This window comes from Chromatiales bacterium, assembly GCA_014762505.1.
Lineage (GTDB): Bacteria > Pseudomonadota > Gammaproteobacteria > SpSt-1174 > SpSt-1174 > SpSt-1174.
This window is the reverse complement of record JABURS010000041.1, coordinates 1-15,554: the sequence shown is the minus strand read 5'-3', so window position 1 is coordinate 15,554 and position 15,554 is coordinate 1. Positions and strand designations below refer to the sequence as shown.

Here is a 15,554-nt window from a genome sequence, read left to right as displayed (position 1 = left end):
CCCCAAACCGAGAACGACCCCACCATGGACGATGCCCCGAGCCCCGGCGTGCAGTACGCGATCTTGGCGTCCCAGACCCGCCTGCTCTACGAACAGGCCAGGACCGGCTTCATCGCCACGCTCATCAATACGGTCATCCTGGCCACCGTCCTCTGGCCGGTACAGCCGCCGGCCGAGATCCTGGCCTGGGTTGCCGGCATGACGGTCATCACCCTTACTCGCTGGGTCCTGGTCGGGTCCTGGCGACGCGACCGGGATCGTCTCCCCCTGCGGCGCTGGACCCGCGACTACGTCATCGGCGCCGCCCTGTCCGGTGCGGCCTGGGGCACGGGCGCCGCGCTGCTGTTCCCGTCCGCGAGCGTGCCCCACCAGATGGTGCTGCTCATCGTCATCGCCGGCATGTCGGCCGGCGGCATCACCTTCCTCTCCTCCGTACGCGCCGCCTATCTCGCCTACGCCCTGCCCATGCTGCCTCCCCTGGCGCTGCTGCTGTTCCTGCAGGAGAGCCAGATCCACGCCTTCCTCGGCCTGCTGACGCTGGTCTACCTGGGGGCGCTGCTGGTCACCTCGGCGCGGCTCAATACCACGCTCACCGAGGCCCTGCGCCTGCGCCATGACAAGGACCGACTGCTCGAGGAACTCGCGCGCTCCCGCGACGAACTGCGCGACACCAACCGGCTGCTCTCGGAGAAGCTCACCGCCCTCACGCGCAAGGAGGGCGAGCTGCGCGACAGCAACCGGCTGCTCTCCACCATTATGGACAATGCCTCCGACGCAATCTTCAGCCTGGATCGCGAGGGATGCTTCACCCACGTCAACCGGGCCATGGAACACATCACGGGCCACACCGCCGACACGCTCCTCGGCCAGCGCTTCGACCGCCTGTTCGCACCGGCCCAGCAGGCCGAGCGCCTGGACGACCTCTGGCGCATCCTGCGCGAGGGCGAACAGGTGACGCACCGCCTGCTCGAGATCCGTCGCCCCGACGGGCAGCCCCGAACCCTGCAGTTTGCCGTCACGCCGCTGCGCGAGGGCGAACCGCTCACGGCCCTGGTCGGCACCGCCGAGGATGTCACCGAGCGTCTGCGCGCCGAACGCCTCAAGGACGAGTTCGTCTCCAGCGTCAGTCACGAACTGCGCACCCCGCTCACCGCCATCCGGGGTGCGCTCGGCCTGATCGACCAGGCCGGTGGGGGCGGTCAGCAGGCAGAGCTGCTGGACATCGCCCAGCGCAACTGCAACCGCCTGGTCTTTCTCATCAACGACCTGCTGGACCTGCAGAAACTGGAGTCGGGCAAGCTGGCCTTCACCCCGCGCGACATTCCGCTGGACGATTTCCTGCACGAGGTACTGGCCACCCACCAGCCCCTGGCGGAATCCGCCGGGGTCGGACTGGCACTCCACGACCACGCCCCCGGCCTGACCCTCTTCGCCGACCCGGACCGCCTGCAGCAGGCCATGGCCAACCTGCTGTCCAACGCCATCAAGTTCTCCCCGCCGGACAGCACGGTGGAGGTGGGCGCCAGCCGACACGGCAGCATCGTGCGCATCCATGTGCGCGACCATGGACCCGGCATCGATCCGGCCTTTCGCCCGCGCGTGTTCCAGCGGTTCGCCCAGGGCGACGCCTCCAGCACCCGGCAACGCGGCGGCACCGGGCTGGGGCTCAACCTCACCAAGAGTGTCATCGAGCAGATGGGTGGACGGATCGACTTCGAGAGCACCCCGGGCAAGGGCACGACCTTCCACATCGACCTGCCCGTCGTCGGGCCATGAAACCCCGCCGGTTTGCCAGGGTCGGAGTCTTCATCGACAATGCCGCTTTGCCCCATGCGAAAGAGAGAATCGTGCGCACCCTCCGCCTGAGCTGCCTGTCCTGTCTCCTGCTGGCGACCGCCCCGGTCGCCGCCCTGCAAACCCACGACTGGGATGCCGATACCCATATCCAGCAGGCCGACGGTACGCAGGCCGCGGCGCAGCCGGACGCGCGCGCGCTGACGCTGACCCGCGGCATCGTGGAGCTCTCCACCCGCAATGCCCCGGTGACCATCGACACGCCGCGCCTGCGCGCCGAACTGACACAGGGACGGGCCTGGCTGCGGGCCGAGGGCGAGCGCGTGAGCTTCTGGCTCATCGAGGGCCGCGGCCACATCGACCACCCGACCAGCGGGCGCGTGTCACTGGACCTGCCCATGACCTTCGTCGAGGCCCGTGGTGATACCGCCCCCACCCCGGCCCTGCCGGTGAGCCGGGCGCGTGCCGAGGCCTGGTCGGCCGCCCTGCCGGGCAGCAGCCAGCCGGCGGCCACGCCCAGCGCCACCCCCACAGCGCCCCCCGCCGCCACGCCCGCCGCTACCCTGGGCAACGGCCCCTGGGCCCTGCAGGCCGCCTCGCTCGCCACGGCCGGCGACGCCGAGCGCGAGGCGCGCCGCCTGCAGGCCGCAGGCATCCCGGCGCGGGTCAGCCCCGCCGAGGTCGCGGGGATGCTCCGTTACCGCGTGCGCATCTACGGCTTTTCCTCGCGGGCTGCCGCCCGGGAATACGCGCAGGCACACCAGGACGCCCTGGGCACGAACGCGCCCTGGGTGGTCTGTACCACCAACGATTGCTGAGGGAAGAACCGACCCGAGGAAGGTTCAGGCTGTGGCGATGCCGGGGAAGACGGCGACCAGGCCGTCCAGCACGTACTGCGCCGCCAGGGCGGCGAGAATCAGGCCCAGCACGCGGTTGACGACGTTGACGCCCGTGGCGCCCAGCGCGTGCATCAGCCGCGGCGCCAGCAACAGGGCCAGCAGGGCCAGCAGCAGCACGGTCACCACCACGCCGGTCAGGGCCAGGTAGTCGAACAGCGCGTGGCCCTGCGAGGCCAGCAGCAGCACCGTGGTCAGGGCACCCGGCCCGGCGAGCAGGGGAAAGGCCAGCGGAAACACGGAGATGTCACCGCGGGTGGCCGCCTCGTCACGCTCGGAATCGGTGGCCGTGCGCAGCGCCGAATCGCGCACCAGCACCATGTCGATGGCGAGCAGGAACAGCAGGATGCCGCCGGCGACGCGAAAGGCCGGGATACCGATACCCAGCCAGTCGAGCAGCCGTTCGCCGACGAGGAAGAAGAGCAGCAGCATGCCCAGCGCCACCAGCACCCCCTGCAGGGCGGCGCGGCGCTGCGCGGCACGGGTCATGCCCACCGACAGGCCGGTGAACACCGCCGCCACGCCGATGGGATCGACGACGATGAACAACAGGATGAAATTGGCAAGCAGCATGTCCATGGCGAGCATCTATACCACAGGCCCGCGCACGACGTCGCGCGACATCCTCATCCCCCTGCTCGGTCTGCTGACCCTGCTGGCAGCTGCACCGGCCATGGCCGGCTGCGACGACCCGCCCGCTCCACGCGTGCTCTGGATCGGCTGCGACTTCGCCGGGCGCGACCTGCGCGGCGTCAACCTGCGCGGCGCCGTCATGATGCGCAGCAATCTTGCCGGTGCCGACCTGCGCGACGCCATCCTCGACGGAGTGGACTTCACCCTGGGCAGCCTGGAGGAGGCGCAACTGGGTGGCGCGCGCATGGTGAAGGCCAACCTGGTCGGCACCCGCCTGACCGGTGCCGACCTCAGCGGTGCCGACCTCAGCGGCGCCCGCTTCGACGGCGCACCCATGCAGGATACGACCCTGGTCGGCGCCCGCCTGACCGAGGCCTCGCTCTACACCACCGACCTCAGCCGGGCCGACCTCAGCGACACCGACCTGACGCACGCCAATCTCTCGCGTGCCCGGCTGGACGGGGCGCGGCTGGACGGCGCCCGCCTCGGCCAGGCACGCCTCGACCGGGCCAGCCTGGAGGATGCCAGCCTGCGCGGCATCCAGGCCCGGCGCGCACGCCTCGAGCAGGCCTCGCTGCTCTATGCCGACCTGACCGGCGCCGACCTCACCGAGGCCACGCTGGTCAACGCCCGCATCGACGGCGCGCGCTTCGACGACGCCATCCTCGACTCCACCCTGTGGGTGGACCGCCAGCGCTGCCGCCCCGGCTCGCGCGGCCACTGCGACTAGCCAGACGCAGACAGGGCGCCCGTGGGCGCCCTGTCTGCGTGGCATGCGGATTGGCGGGGGGCGATCTACTGCCCTTCGCCGGCTGCCGGCGCGGCCTCCGCGGGGGCCGAGTCAGTCGACTCCTCCGTTACCGGCTGGTCCGACGCCGCGTCCTCCACCGGGGTGCTCTCCGCGGGGGCAGGCGCTGCCGGGGCTTCCACATAGTCGAAACTGCGCGTCTCGACCACCTCGCCATTGGCGTTGAGCACGTCCACCTCCCAGGTGCCGGTCCACTCGGGCAGCAGGTTCTTGCTGGAACTCACGCGCCAGCGCGGCCCGCCCACGGCGAAGTCCACCTCGGCCATCACGTTGCCGTCATAACGCCAGCGATGGATGACCGTCTGGCCGTCCATGTCCATCAGCTCGGTGAAGAAATACACCGTGCGGATGTCGTTCTCCACACGGCTCAGGTCGTCCACCGGCTCGCGGTTGTCCACCGCCGAGGTGAACCGGGCGCGGGCCACCGACCCGGTGCTCGCGGCCATGGTCGGTTCGGCACCCGGTTCGGCGGCCGCCTCGACGTCGGTATCTTCCGCCATCGGCGCCATCGGTGCCTCGCCGTGGTTGTCGGCCCATACGGCCTGGGTCAGGCCCAGCAGCAGCGCCAGCATCAGCACTCGCATCATCATGTCGATCTCCTTGCAGTGAAAGCGGCGCAACCCCCCGTCGCGCCTGCTGCGGCAAACATAGCAGGCCCTGCGACGGGCGATGTGACGCAGCAGTCAGATTCATCAAACGAAACAGGCCCGGGGGGAGACCCCGGGCCCGGTCTGTGACGTGCCCGACAGATGGCCGGGCCATGCTGGCCTAATGCGGCCGATGCAGATAGGGCATGTCGCCGCGACGGATCATGTGCCGGATCAGGTCGGCACGACCGGGTTCACGCCGTTCCAGTTCGGCGGCGCAGGCCGAGGGTACGTGCGCCACCTCGGCGAGCATCACCTCGAGCTCCAGCAGGTCCACCTTCGGGTCGACCAGCTCATCCGGTGTCGGGTTGTCCTTCATGCGGGTCTCCCAGAACATGCGCGGATGCCACATGTGGTTCATCACGTCCGGGTTCTGCATCAGCTCGACACAACGCTGGTTGAGTTCTCTGTCGTTCATGCGACACCTCCTGTGCATCGGTGAAACGTGTGTTCACCCTCAAGCCTAGAAGAGACTGCCGACAATTCAATCACAAAAATCAACGGGTTATTGGCGTGTCAGCGGGCGCAATCGCCCACCGCGTCACTGCCGCAGACCCGTCCGTCCACCCAGATGGCCCGGTGCAGGCGGGCCCCGGCCAGGTGGGCACCGGCGAGGCCGGCCTGGCTGAGGTTGGCGAAGGAGAGGTTGGCCTGGTTGAGGTCCGCCGTGGAGAGATCGGCACCCGTGGCCACGGCACCGGTGAGGTCCGCACCGGCCAGATCGGCGCCCGCCAGGCGGGCGGCGGACAGGTCGGCATAGCGCAGATCGGCCCCGGCCAGGCGTGCGCCACGCAGGTCCACCCCCACCAGCACCGTGTTGCTGAGATCGGCCCCGCGCAGGTCGGCACCCGCCAGGTCGGCCCCGGCCTTGTTGCAGTAGCGCCAGTTCACCCCCGCGGCGGCCGGCGCACGACAGTCCACCACCGCCTGTTCGCTCGGGGCCGGCGCCAGCCAAAAGAACAGACCGATCAGCACCAGGGCACCCAGCACGATACCCAGCACCGGCAGGGGGCCCAGGCGCTGCAGGCCCTCGAAGCGGCGGGCCTCGGTCAGCTCCTCGGCCAGCAGGCGGTGCTGTACCGTCTCCACGGTCTCCGGACGACGGCGTTCGGCCTCGCGCCGCTCACCAGGGCCCGGGGCCGCCTCCGATCGACGATCGTGTCCACGTCGTTCGTCGGCCCGCAGCCGCGCCAGCCGCAGCGCCTCGCGGGCCTCCGGGGTCTCGACGTGGCGCATCACCTCGGGGATCAGCTCCGGATGCTGCTCCAGCGCTCGCCAGTGCATGCCGTCGCTGCTCAGCTCGTCCTGATCATGGATGCGACCGAGCAGGATGTGGTTCTGGATGACCGCCAGCGGGAACGGCCCACGCACCTCGCCATCGCGGCGCGTGTACCAGAGGCGGGGACGACCGTCATCCGGCGCGGTCATGTTCCACCACCCTCCCCCGCGTCCGTACCCAGGGCCAGTGTCTTGAGCGTCTGCCCCGCCAGGGCCTGGTCGCAGGCCGTCTCCAGGTCCCGGATCACGGCGTCGACCCGGGCCTCGGCCGGGAGCTTGCCCGGATTGAAGGAACGGGTCTCGCCGGCACTACGCACTGCACGCAGCACCTCGTCGACGGTGGTGGTGTCCAGCGGTCGGCCGGGCAGGTAGACCGGTTCCTCGTCGCAGTTCTCCACCAGGAGACCGGCCTCCTCCAGCGTATCCAGCACCGGGTCGACCAGCTCCATGGGCAGGCGCAGGGCCTCGGCCAGGGCCGCTCCGGACCAGCGCGGCCCCTGCTCGTAGTGGCTGCGCCCCACCAGGTGCATGATGTGCAGCGCCACCCGCTCGCGCACGCGTCCGCTCAGGCGCATCTCGGCGCGGCTCAGCGTAAGGTAGTTGGGATACTGCGCATAAAAGGCGATGCTCGCCCCCACCAGCAGGATCAGCCAGGTGAGATACAGCCACAGCATGAACATGACGAGGCTGGCGAAGGCCGAGTAGATGGCGGTGTACTTGGCCGAGCTCACCACGAAGGAGGCGAAGACCCAGCCCGTGGTCTGCCAGAGGATGCCCGCCACCACGCCACCCGCCAGGGCCGCCCCCACCGACACGCGGGTGTTGGGGATGAAGACATAGATGAACGTGAACGCCAGGATGACCAGGGCGTAGGGCACCAGCCGGGTGGCGAACTGGATGAGCGTGCCGAAGGGCTCGATCTGCGAGAGGGTCAGCACCAGGTCGGTGCCCATGATGGAGGCGGTCATCCCCAGCGCCGAGAACACCAGCACCGGCCCGACCAGGATCACGCTGAGGTAGTTGCTGAAGCGCTGCGAGAGCGGCCGCAGCTTCTTCACATGCCAGGTGTAGTTCAGCGCCGTCTCGATCTTCTGCATCAGGGCGACGGTGGTATAGATGAGAAAGCCGATGCCGATGGCCCCGAGCACCCCCACCTTCATGTTCTCGACGAAGCCGATGACGTGCTGGACAATCTCCACGCTGCGCGGCCCCAGGGGGGCGAGGAACTCCTGCAGCAGCGGCTCGATCTGGTTGTGCACGCCGAAGGCCTTGAGCACGGAGAAGCTCACGGCCAGCATGGGCACCAGCGACAGCAGCGTGGTGTAGACCAGGCTCATGGCGCGCAGGTTGAGCTGGCCGTCGGCCAGGTCGCGGCCGATCACCACCACGGTACGCAGGGCGGCCAGCGGCCAGGCCTGCCACCAGGGCAGGTGGTCCAGGCGGATCGACCAGAGCTGGTCGGTGAGGAAGTTCATCAGCCGGTGCACGGGGTTGAACATGGTCGCTCTCTTGTCATTATTGTCTGAGCCTAACCGCAATCCGCGTGCCGCGCACGCGCAAGGCCCCGCCGCCTATAATGCAGCGTCCCTGTCCCCCGGTGTAGAGCCCGATGCCCATGCCCGAAACCTGCCCCTGCGGTTCGCACCGCGCCTACGACGACTGCTGCGCGCCGCTGCACCACGGCAAGACCCTCGCCCCCACCGCCGAGGCGCTGATGCGCTCACGCTACAGCGCCTACGCCCTGGGGCTGGCCGACTACCTGCTCGCCACCTGGGCCGCAGCGACCCGCCCCGAGGCACTGTCGCTGGACGAGACCGCCTCGCGCTGGATCGGACTGGAGATACGCGCCACCCGGGCGGGCGACGAGACGGACGCGCAGGGCGAGGTGGAGTTCGTCGCGCGGGCCATCAGCGGGGAACACCTGCACTGCCTGCACGAGGTGAGCCGCTTCTGCCGCGAGGACGGCGCCTGGCGCTACCTGGACGGGGACCTGGCGCCGGACGCCCCGGTGAAGCTCCAACGCAACATGCCCTGCCCCTGCGGCAGCGGCCGCAAGTTCAAGCGCTGTCACGGGGCCTGATGCCCAACCCGGGGACTCAGGCCCCGGCCTCGGCGGTCTCCAGGGCCTCCATCGCCAGCAGCCAGGCCTCCTCGGCCTCGGCCAGGCGCCGGTCGAGTTCGCCCTTCTCGCGGCTGAGCTCGGCGACACGGGCGGCCTCGCCGGCATAGAGTGCGGGGTCGGCCAGCTCGGCATTGAGCCTCGCCTGCGCGAGGCGCAGGGCCTCGCACTGCTGCTCGGCCCGGCGCACGGCGTCGGTCAGGGGCTTCAGGCGCTGGCGGCGCTCGGCCTCCAGGCGCCGCTGCTCCTTGCGTGAGGGGCCGAGGTCGCCGTCGCTGCCCACCGGCACCCCGGCGCCGCGGCCACCTTCGGCCAGCCAGCGGCGGTAGTCATCGAGATCGCCGTCGAACGGCGTCACCCGCCCGCCGTCCACCAGCCAGAAGCCGTCGCAGACCGAGCGCAGCAGGTGCCGGTCATGCGAGACCACCAGCAGCGCCCCCTCGTAGGCCTGCAGCGCATTGATCAGGGCCTGGCGCATGTCGAGATCGAGGTGATTGGTGGGCTCGTCGAGCAGCAGCAGGTTGGGCCGCAGGCGCACGATGAGCGCCAGCACCAGCCGCGCCTTCTCCCCGCCCGAGAACGGCCGCACCGGCTCGAACACCCGGTCGCCGGAAAAGCCGAAACTGCCCAGGAAGTCACGCGCCTCCTGCTCGGTGATGGCCGGTTCCTGCCGGCGCAGGTGATCGAAGGCGCTGCTATCGAGCGCCAGGGCCTCGAGCTGATGCTGGGCGAAATAGCCGAGCACCAGCTCGGGGGACAGGCTCACCTCACCGGCGATCACCGGCGACTCGCCGGCCAGGGCCTTGATCAGCGTGGACTTGCCGGCACCGTTGTGGCCGAGCAGGCCGATGCGGTCGCCGGGCTCGATACCCAGATCGACGTCATGCAGCACCGGCCGCTCGCCGTAGCCGATGCTCACCTGCTCGAGGCGCGCCAGCGGATGCGGATAGCGCTCGGCCGGGCGGAAGGCGAAGCGGAACGGCGAGTCCACATGCGCCGGGGCGATGAGCTGCATGCGCTCCAGGGCCTTCAGCCGGCTCTGCGCCTGGCGGGCCTTGGAGGCCTTGGCGCGGAAGCGGTCGATGAAGCGCCGCGCATGGGCGACCTCCTCCTGCTGGCGCTGCCAGGCCGACTGCTGCTGGGCCAGGCGCTCGGCGCGCACCGCCTCGAAGCGGGTGTAGTTGCCGGTGTAGAGGGTGATGCCCCGGTTCTCGACATGGACGATGTGCTCGACCACCTCGTCGAGAAAGTCCCGGTCATGGGAGATCAGCAGCAGGGTGCCGGGATAGCTCTTGAGCCAGCCCTGCAGCCAGATCACGGCATCCAGGTCCAGGTGGTTGGTGGGCTCGTCCAGCAGCAGCAGGTCGGAGCGGCACATCAGGGCACGGGCCAGATTGAGCCGCATGCGCCAGCCGCCGGAGAAGTCGGCCACGGGGCGGGCAAGATCGGTGGCGGCAAAACCCAGGCCGTTCAACAACGCCGCCGCCCGTGCCGGGGCCGCATAGCCATCGAGCAGTTCGACACGCTGGTGCAGCCGGGCCTGGGCCTCGCCATCGCCGGCCGCCTCGGCGGCGGCCAGTGCGGCCAGTGCCTCGGCCACCGGTGCATCGCCCCCCAGGGCATAGTCCTGCGCCGAGGTGGCGACCGCCGGCGTCTCCTGCGCCACATGTGCCACCACCCAGTCCGACGGCACGGCCAGCTCGCCGGCATCGAGCTCCAGCTCGCCGCGAATCAGGGCCAGCAGGCTGGACTTGCCGGCCCCGTTGGCACCGGTGATCCCGATCCGCTGACCGGCATGCACGGTGAGCGAGGCGCCTTCGAACAGGCACTGCCGGCCGCGGTAGAGGGTGATCTGGCTGAGCTTGAGCATGAGGGGTGGCAGTGTAGCAACCGGCCCGCGGGCCGCACAGCCCACCCGACAGACAATATCCCGACGCCCGGTGTTGCCCGACGGCCGACTTACGGTTTTTTGACGCCGACGGGTTGGACGCGAGGCCCGGGCCATCCCTCCACCCGCCAATTTCTCGTCATTCGGCCATTGAAACGGTGCACGACCAAATCATAACCATCTGTAATTTATATATTTTTTACGGATAAATCACAGGTGGCACGATATTCGCTACATACCGGTCACTACCACGCAGCGGACTCATAACCACATGAACCAGCAGCTGACCAACGCGACCACCCGGAACACCACGCTCCGCGCCCTGAACACCGGCGCGGATAACGGGGCGACCACCGCCGCCCTGCGCGCACCGCATGCCGACCGGGCATTGACGGCACTGAACCTGATGCAGCGCCTGCAGACCACGCTGGACGCCTCGCGACTGATCGAGTTCTTCGCCGAGGAGGCAGGACGCCAGCTCAACCTGGACGGGGTGGAATATGTCTGCGAGGCCCTGGCAATCGATTGCCGCCTGGGGCGGCAGGGGCGGCATTCCGCTGCCTACCGCCTGAGCCTGGGCGAGGAGGAACTCGGCACCCTGACCTTCCGCCGGGGCCGCAAGTTTGACGCTGGCGAGCTGGAGCAGCTGGAAGACCTGCTCTGCCACCTGCTGCACCCGCTGCGCAATGCCCTGGCACACGAACGCGCGCTGCAGGCCGCCCTGCGCGACCCGCTCACGGGGCTGTGCAACCGCACGGCCCTGGGCGAGGCCCTGGAGCAGGAGGTGCACCGCGCCCATCGCTATGGCCACACCCTCTCGCTGGTGGTGCTGGATGTCGACCACTTCAAGCAGATCAACGACACCCACGGCCACATGGCGGGCGATGCCGCCCTCAAGGCCATTGCCGAGCTGATCCGCGAGACCGTGCGCGACACCGACCTGGCCTTCCGGTTTGGCGGCGAGGAATTCGTGCTGCTGCTCAACGAGACGCCGGCCAGTGGCGCACTCATCGTCGCCGAACGCCTGCGCCAGGCCCTGGCCCGCCGGCCGACCAGGCTCTGCGACGGCACCGAGCTGGCGCTCACGGCCAGCCTGGGCGTGGCCGAACTCCAGGCCGACAGCAACGGCCACTGCCTGCTCGAGGCCGCCGACGAGGCCATGTACCGCGCCAAGCGCGCCGGCCGGAACCGGGTCGAGCAGGCCTGAGTCAGCGACCTGCGCGCCCTGTGCATCGACAGGGCGCAACGCAACGCCTATAGTGCCGCGGACACAGGACCGTCCGCCATGCATGCCACTCATCCCTTCGATCGCCTCCAGCCCGACCTGATCCTCGATGCCGTGGAAGGCCTGGGCTTTCGCGCCGACGGCCGCCTGCTTGCCCTCAACAGCTTCGAGAACCGCGTCTACCAGGTCGGGCTCGAAGACGCACCCCCGCTGATCGCCAAGTTCTACCGCCCCGGGCGCTGGAGCGACGAGGCCATCCTCGAGGAGCATGGCTTCACCGCGGAACTGACCGACGCCGAGCTGCCGGCCGTGCCCCCGCTCACGATCCAGGGATGCACGCTGCATCGGCATGAGGGCTTCCGCCTCGCGCTGTTCCCCCGCCGCGGCGGGCGCCTGATCGAGATCGACGACGCCGAACACCGCCGCTGGGTCGGCCGGCTGCTGGGCCGGCTGCACGCCATCGGCTCGATACGGCGCTTTGCCCACCGCCCGACCCTGTCGGTGCAGGAGTTCGGCGAGGACGCCGCGGCCTTCATCCTCGGCAGCGGCCTGCTGCCATCCCATGTGGAAGCGGCCTACGCCAGCCTCAGCCGCGACCTGCTGCAGGCCATCGGCGAGGTCATGGCCGGTATCGCCCCGGCCACCCTGCGCCTGCACGGCGACTGTCATGCCGGCAACATCCTCTGGACCGACGCCGGTCCGCACTTCGTCGACTTCGACGACGCCCGCCAGGGTCCCGCGATCCAGGACCTGTGGATGCTGCTGGCCGGCGCACGCGAGGAACAGGAACGGCAGCTGGCCGAGGTGCTGGAGGGCTACCAGCAGTTCCGCCCCTTCGACCACACCGAACTGGCCCTGATCGAGCCCCTGCGTACCCTGCGCCTCATGCACTACGAGGCCTGGGTGGCCCGGCGCTGGGACGACCCCGCCTTCCCGCCCGCCTTCCCCTGGTTCGCATCGCCGCGCCACTGGGAGGACCACATCCTCGCCCTGCGCGAGCAACTGGCCCTGCTCCATGAGCCGCCCCTGGCACCTTGAGCTCGGCGACGGGCGGCGCCTGCGCTGCCGGGTGATACGCAATCCGCGCTACCGGCGCGTGGGCCTGCGCGTGACCGCGGAGGAGCTGCGCATCTCCGCCCCGCCGGCGGCCAGCGAGCGTGAGCTGCGCGGCATCGTCGAGGACCACCGCGCCTGGGCGCAGGCCGCACTGGCGCGGCTGGAGGCGGCCCGCCCGCGCAATGCCATCCATGGCGACCCGCTGCCCCGGCTGCTGCCGCTGCGGGCCATCGCGGCACGCTGGCCGGTGGTCTATGCAACGGCATCCGGCAACCGCCTGCGGGTGAGCTGCCGGGACGGGACGGTGACGGTACAGGCCCCGGCGGAAGCCGGCGAGACGGACCTCGGCGAGGCCCTGCGCCGCTGGCTGATGCGCGAGGCCCGCCGCCACCTCGCCCCCCGCCTGACCGACCTGGCCGCCCGGCACGGCCTCGACTACGGCCGGCTCAGCATCCGTGCTCAGCGCAGCCGCTGGGGCAGCTGCTCGGGCCGGGGCGACATCAGCCTCAACTACCGCCTGCTGTTCCTGCCGCCGGCGCTGGTCGATTACGTGCTGCTGCACGAGCTGGCGCACACCGTGGAGCGCAATCACTCGGCGCGTTTCTGGGGGTTGCTGGAGGAGATGCTGCCGGGCGCCCGGGACAGGGACCGCGAGCTGGATGCCAGCCGGGAGCTGATACCGGCCTGGTCGGAGCGATACTGACCGGTACCCGACCGGTCTGGGGGAGTCAGGCGTTGAGGTCGGGGATGAGCCGGCTCTCGAGGCGGGCGATGGCGTCCTTGAGCTGCAGCTTGCGCTTTTTCAGCCGCGTGACCTGCAGCTGGTCCTGCGCGGGATTGTCCGCGAGACGCCGAATGATCTCGTCGAGGTCCCGATGCTCGACCTTCAGGGCCTCGAGTCGCTCCCGAATCTGTTGTGGGTCATCACGCATGGCGCTTGCAGGTAACCGGTCGACAGGATGCCCCATCATAGCCAGCCCCCGCGCCGCTGGCCAGCGTCCCAGGCGGCCGGCTACTGGCCACCCATCTCGCCAAACACACTGACGCAATCCCGCCCGCGGTCCTTGGCGTCATAGAGCGCGTTGTCGGCCTGCACGAAGAGGGTGTCCCGATCCGAGATCCCATCCCACTGCGCCACGCCCAGGCTTGCGGTGATGCCAAAGACCTCGCCCTGCGGCCCCGTAAAACGCAGCGCCGCGATCTCCCGGCGCATGCGCTCGGCTATGGCCCGTCCCTGGCTGGCATCGGCATCCGGCAGCAGCACACACAGCTCCTCGCCACCATAACGCCCCGCCAGGTCCACCGACCGGATGTGGTTCAGCAGGAAGCGCCCGACCTGCTGCAGTACCTCGTCACCGGCCTTGTGCCCATAACGGTCGTTGACGTCCTTGAAGTAATCGAGGTCGATGAGCAGCAGTGTCAGATGTCCACCGGATCGCTGGGCGCGGTCCAGTTCCACCTGCATGCGTTGCAGGAAATGACGGCGGTTGAACAGCCCCGTCAGCCCATCCGTGGTCGCGATGCGCGTGAGTCGACGGTTGAGCTGACGGACCTCGACCGTGCGCCGGTGGAGTTCGGACTCGAACACGCGGATGCCCCCGCGCAGCAACAGCAGCAGGATCAGCTCCAGCACCACGAAGCCGCCGATGGCCGAGGCGATGTTGCGCACCACGGTGTGCTCGTAGGCCGCCAGCGCCGCCTCGGCATCGAACCAGATCACGACATTGCCTCCCGCCGCGGCCGGACCGACGAATTCCAGCGGCGCGCTGATACGCGCCAGTCGCCGTCCGTGCGACTCCATGACGGTCACCCCGTCCTGCGGCTGAGCGGTGACCTCGCCGCCCATGGCATCCAGCAGGTCCATGACGTCCGGGCCCACGGCGCTGGCGAGTTCGCACTGGGTCCCCGGCAGGGGCATGAGCTCGCGCTCACGCACCACCTGGTCCACTACCGACGTCACGGCCTCCCGATCCAGCAACACGGCCATTTGCACGCCCAGGTGCTGGGCCAGCAGTTCCAGCAGGGAATCGAAGCTCAGGCCCACCTCGACGAAACCCACCAGCAGCTCACGATCGGTCTGTGGATCGGGCAAGGTCACCGGCTCCACGGCCCGCAGCGCGGCACCGCCGGAATCCAGCACGACCGCCCGCGCCGGACGGCCCGTGGCCAGGGAGAGGTTCACCGGGTGATAGGCCCCCTGCACCCGGTCACCGAAGCGTTCGGGGCGGTAGACGCGCAGGAAGGTGATGGCCTGCCCACCGTGGGCCAGGTGGAACTTGAGCTCGTTCATGCCGAAACGCTGCTGCAGGTCCCCCAGGCGCGGCTGCACCCAGCGCAGCCAGTCATAGCGCACGGCCGAGGCCTTCTCCCCGCTGGCCCCGTCGCCATCGACGACGCGCGCGGCATGGGCATCCGCCATGTAGCGCTTGATCTCGACATCCGCGGCCACGAAACTGGCCATCTGCGCGGCGCTGGTGAGCGAGGAGGTCTTCACCAGTTCATAGGCCGAGACGATCTCCTGGGCCCGCTCGTCCAGCGACTGGTCCAGCGACTCGCGCGCGGCGCGGTTGTTGATGAGCACGAAGGCCACCACCGCGACCAGAATGGCGGTGGAGAGCGACAGGAACAGGCGCCTGGGCGTATGCATGGGCGTCAGCGGCGGCGGGAGACCGGGTACGGCAGCAGGATGGGCATGAAAGTCAGGATACTCCCAATAGATCGGAACTTAATCCCGAAAAGTGTATGGTCATGGTTGCCGCCCGGGCGCAATAGGCCTAAGTTCGCTCAAGAAGAACGCAATTACAACGATATATATAACAACGATATCCCGCCCCGCACCGGGAACCATATAAATGATCTTCAAGACGCGTCCGACGCTCGTCCTCGGATTCGGATTCATCATCGTGCTCGCCGGCGCATTGATGGTGGCCTGGATCACAGTGACCAACGCCACCGTGCAGCAGCTGGACGCGGTGGTCAACTCCTATAATATCAAGCGGCAGCTGCTCACCGACATGCGTACCATCGCGCGCGAACGCACGGTGAGCCTGCAGAAGATGCTCATCCTCGACGATCCCTTCGCCCGCGACGAGGAATACCTGCGCTTCAAGCGGCTGGGCACCGATTTCGTGCTGGCGCGGGAACGCTACCTCGCCCTAGCAGGCCGTTGAAAAACCCACCACTTCGGGCGCCCTGACTCCCAGATGATGG

16 protein-coding genes are annotated in these 15,554 nt (G+C 69.3%); 8 read left to right on the top strand and 8 right to left on the bottom strand.

The features are described 5' to 3' along the window. Window positions 1–24 precede the first annotated feature (24 nt). On the top strand, window positions 25–1,776 hold the full coding sequence (locus HUJ28_09635) for a PAS domain S-box protein (protein MBD3619722.1): 1,752 nt from the start codon (window positions 25–27) through the stop codon (window positions 1,774–1,776). Window positions 1,777–1,847: 71 nt separating this feature from the next. Next, window positions 1,848–2,612: an SPOR domain-containing protein gene (locus HUJ28_09630; protein ID MBD3619721.1), complete on the top strand. Its 765-nt coding sequence runs from the start codon at window positions 1,848–1,850 to the stop codon at window positions 2,610–2,612. A 24-nt stretch (window positions 2,613–2,636) separates the two neighbouring features. Here HUJ28_09630 and HUJ28_09625 read toward each other — a convergent pair whose 3' ends face one another. After that, on the bottom strand, window positions 2,637–3,278 hold the full coding sequence (locus tag HUJ28_09625; GenBank protein MBD3619720.1) for a MarC family protein: 642 nt from the start codon (window positions 3,276–3,278) through the stop codon (window positions 2,637–2,639). On the opposite strand from HUJ28_09625, the gene HUJ28_09620 reads away from it, so the two are divergent. Next, a complete protein-coding gene (locus HUJ28_09620) occupies window positions 3,268–4,053 on the top strand; it encodes a pentapeptide repeat-containing protein (protein MBD3619719.1) in 786 nt (261 codons plus the stop codon). The two genes, HUJ28_09625 and HUJ28_09620, sit on opposite strands and share 11 nt — an antisense overlap. A gap of 65 nt (window positions 4,054–4,118) precedes the next feature. Here HUJ28_09620 and HUJ28_09615 read toward each other — a convergent pair whose 3' ends face one another. The 4 genes from HUJ28_09615 to HUJ28_09600 all read right to left on the bottom strand — a co-directional run bounded on the left by HUJ28_09615 (window position 4,119) and on the right by HUJ28_09600 (window position 7,531). After that, window positions 4,119–4,631: a DUF2914 domain-containing protein gene (locus HUJ28_09615; GenBank protein MBD3619718.1), complete on the bottom strand. Its 513-nt coding sequence runs from the start codon at window positions 4,629–4,631 to the stop codon at window positions 4,119–4,121. Between the two features lie 268 nt (window positions 4,632–4,899). Continuing rightward, complete coding sequence (locus HUJ28_09610; protein ID MBD3619717.1) at window positions 4,900–5,196, bottom strand: hypothetical protein; 297 nt, start codon at window positions 5,194–5,196, stop codon at window positions 4,900–4,902. A 98-nt stretch (window positions 5,197–5,294) separates the two neighbouring features. Further along, window positions 5,295–6,206 (bottom strand): pentapeptide repeat-containing protein, encoded by a 912-nt coding sequence (locus HUJ28_09605; protein ID MBD3619716.1) that lies wholly within the window; start codon window positions 6,204–6,206, stop codon window positions 5,295–5,297. Continuing rightward, window positions 6,203–7,531 (bottom strand): YihY family inner membrane protein, encoded by a 1,329-nt coding sequence (locus HUJ28_09600; protein MBD3619715.1) that lies wholly within the window; start codon window positions 7,529–7,531, stop codon window positions 6,203–6,205. The genes HUJ28_09605 and HUJ28_09600 overlap by 4 nt, the downstream gene beginning before the upstream one ends. Before the next feature lie 134 nt (window positions 7,532–7,665). Between HUJ28_09600 and HUJ28_09595 the strand changes: the two genes are divergently transcribed. Further along, window positions 7,666–8,136 (top strand): YchJ family protein, encoded by a 471-nt coding sequence (locus tag HUJ28_09595; protein MBD3619714.1) that lies wholly within the window; start codon window positions 7,666–7,668, stop codon window positions 8,134–8,136. Window positions 8,137–8,152: 16 nt separating this feature from the next. Here HUJ28_09595 and HUJ28_09590 read toward each other — a convergent pair whose 3' ends face one another. Continuing rightward, a complete protein-coding gene (locus HUJ28_09590; protein MBD3619713.1) occupies window positions 8,153–10,045 on the bottom strand; it encodes an ATP-binding cassette domain-containing protein in 1,893 nt (630 codons plus the stop codon). Between the two features lie 289 nt (window positions 10,046–10,334). Here HUJ28_09590 and HUJ28_09585 point away from each other — a divergent pair, with 289 nt between their 5' ends. The 3 genes from HUJ28_09585 to HUJ28_09575 all read left to right on the top strand — a co-directional run bounded on the left by HUJ28_09585 (window position 10,335) and on the right by HUJ28_09575 (window position 13,047). After that, window positions 10,335–11,270 carry a GGDEF domain-containing protein gene (locus HUJ28_09585; GenBank protein MBD3619712.1) on the top strand — a complete coding sequence of 312 codons (936 nt, stop codon included), beginning with the start codon at window positions 10,335–10,337 and terminating at the stop codon, window positions 11,268–11,270. 78 nt (window positions 11,271–11,348) lie between these two features. Next, entirely contained in the window at window positions 11,349–12,326 is a 978-nt protein-coding gene (locus HUJ28_09580; GenBank protein MBD3619711.1) for a serine/threonine protein kinase, read from the top strand. Further along, window positions 12,304–13,047, top strand: a complete 744-nt coding sequence (locus tag HUJ28_09575) for a M48 family metallopeptidase (GenBank protein ID MBD3619710.1) — start codon at window positions 12,304–12,306, stop codon at window positions 13,045–13,047. Before HUJ28_09580 ends, HUJ28_09575 begins: the two co-directional genes overlap by 23 nt. Window positions 13,048–13,072: 25 nt before the next feature. Here HUJ28_09575 and HUJ28_09570 read toward each other — a convergent pair whose 3' ends face one another. Both HUJ28_09570 and HUJ28_09565 read right to left on the bottom strand, forming a co-directional pair. Beyond that, the gene (locus HUJ28_09570; GenBank protein MBD3619709.1) at window positions 13,073–13,276 is read right to left on the bottom strand and encodes a YdcH family protein; all 204 of its coding nucleotides are present in this window, start codon (window positions 13,274–13,276) and stop codon (window positions 13,073–13,075) included. Window positions 13,277–13,356: 80 nt separating this feature from the next. Then, complete coding sequence (locus HUJ28_09565) at window positions 13,357–14,991, bottom strand: diguanylate cyclase (GenBank protein MBD3619708.1); 1,635 nt, start codon at window positions 14,989–14,991, stop codon at window positions 13,357–13,359. 205 nt (window positions 14,992–15,196) lie between these two features. On the opposite strand from HUJ28_09565, the gene HUJ28_09560 reads away from it, so the two are divergent. Next, window positions 15,197–15,514 carry a hypothetical protein gene (locus HUJ28_09560; GenBank protein MBD3619707.1) on the top strand — a complete coding sequence of 106 codons (318 nt, stop codon included), beginning with the start codon at window positions 15,197–15,199 and terminating at the stop codon, window positions 15,512–15,514. Window positions 15,515–15,554 lie beyond the last annotated feature (40 nt).

What these genes read in the sequence shown, in the direction of transcription:
- HUJ28_09605 (MBD3619716.1), bottom strand. Translation starts at nt 6,206, where the DNA reads ATGACCGCGCCGGATGACGGTCGTCCCCGCCTCTGGTACACGCGCCGC.
- HUJ28_09580 (MBD3619711.1), top strand. Translation starts at nt 11,349, where the DNA reads ATGCATGCCACTCATCCCTTCGATCGCCTCCAGCCCGACCTGATCCTC.
- HUJ28_09560 (MBD3619707.1), top strand. Translation starts at nt 15,197, where the DNA reads ATGATCTTCAAGACGCGTCCGACGCTCGTCCTCGGATTCGGATTCATC.
- HUJ28_09585 (MBD3619712.1), top strand. Translation starts at nt 10,335, where the DNA reads ATGAACCAGCAGCTGACCAACGCGACCACCCGGAACACCACGCTCCGC.
- HUJ28_09565 (MBD3619708.1), bottom strand. Translation starts at nt 14,991, where the DNA reads ATGCATACGCCCAGGCGCCTGTTCCTGTCGCTCTCCACCGCCATTCTG.
- HUJ28_09620 (MBD3619719.1), top strand. Translation starts at nt 3,268, where the DNA reads ATGGCGAGCATCTATACCACAGGCCCGCGCACGACGTCGCGCGACATC.
- HUJ28_09570 (MBD3619709.1), bottom strand. Translation starts at nt 13,276, where the DNA reads ATGCGTGATGACCCACAACAGATTCGGGAGCGACTCGAGGCCCTGAAG.
- HUJ28_09590 (MBD3619713.1), bottom strand. Translation starts at nt 10,045, where the DNA reads ATGCTCAAGCTCAGCCAGATCACCCTCTACCGCGGCCGGCAGTGCCTG.
- HUJ28_09600 (MBD3619715.1), bottom strand. Translation starts at nt 7,531, where the DNA reads ATGAACTTCCTCACCGACCAGCTCTGGTCGATCCGCCTGGACCACCTG.
- HUJ28_09595 (MBD3619714.1), top strand. Translation starts at nt 7,666, where the DNA reads ATGCCCATGCCCGAAACCTGCCCCTGCGGTTCGCACCGCGCCTACGAC.
- HUJ28_09635 (MBD3619722.1), top strand. Translation starts at nt 25, where the DNA reads ATGGACGATGCCCCGAGCCCCGGCGTGCAGTACGCGATCTTGGCGTCC.
- HUJ28_09575 (MBD3619710.1), top strand. Translation starts at nt 12,304, where the DNA reads ATGAGCCGCCCCTGGCACCTTGAGCTCGGCGACGGGCGGCGCCTGCGC.
- HUJ28_09625 (MBD3619720.1), bottom strand. Translation starts at nt 3,278, where the DNA reads ATGCTCGCCATGGACATGCTGCTTGCCAATTTCATCCTGTTGTTCATC.
- HUJ28_09610 (MBD3619717.1), bottom strand. Translation starts at nt 5,196, where the DNA reads ATGAACGACAGAGAACTCAACCAGCGTTGTGTCGAGCTGATGCAGAAC.
- HUJ28_09615 (MBD3619718.1), bottom strand. Translation starts at nt 4,631, where the DNA reads ATGGCGGAAGATACCGACGTCGAGGCGGCCGCCGAACCGGGTGCCGAA.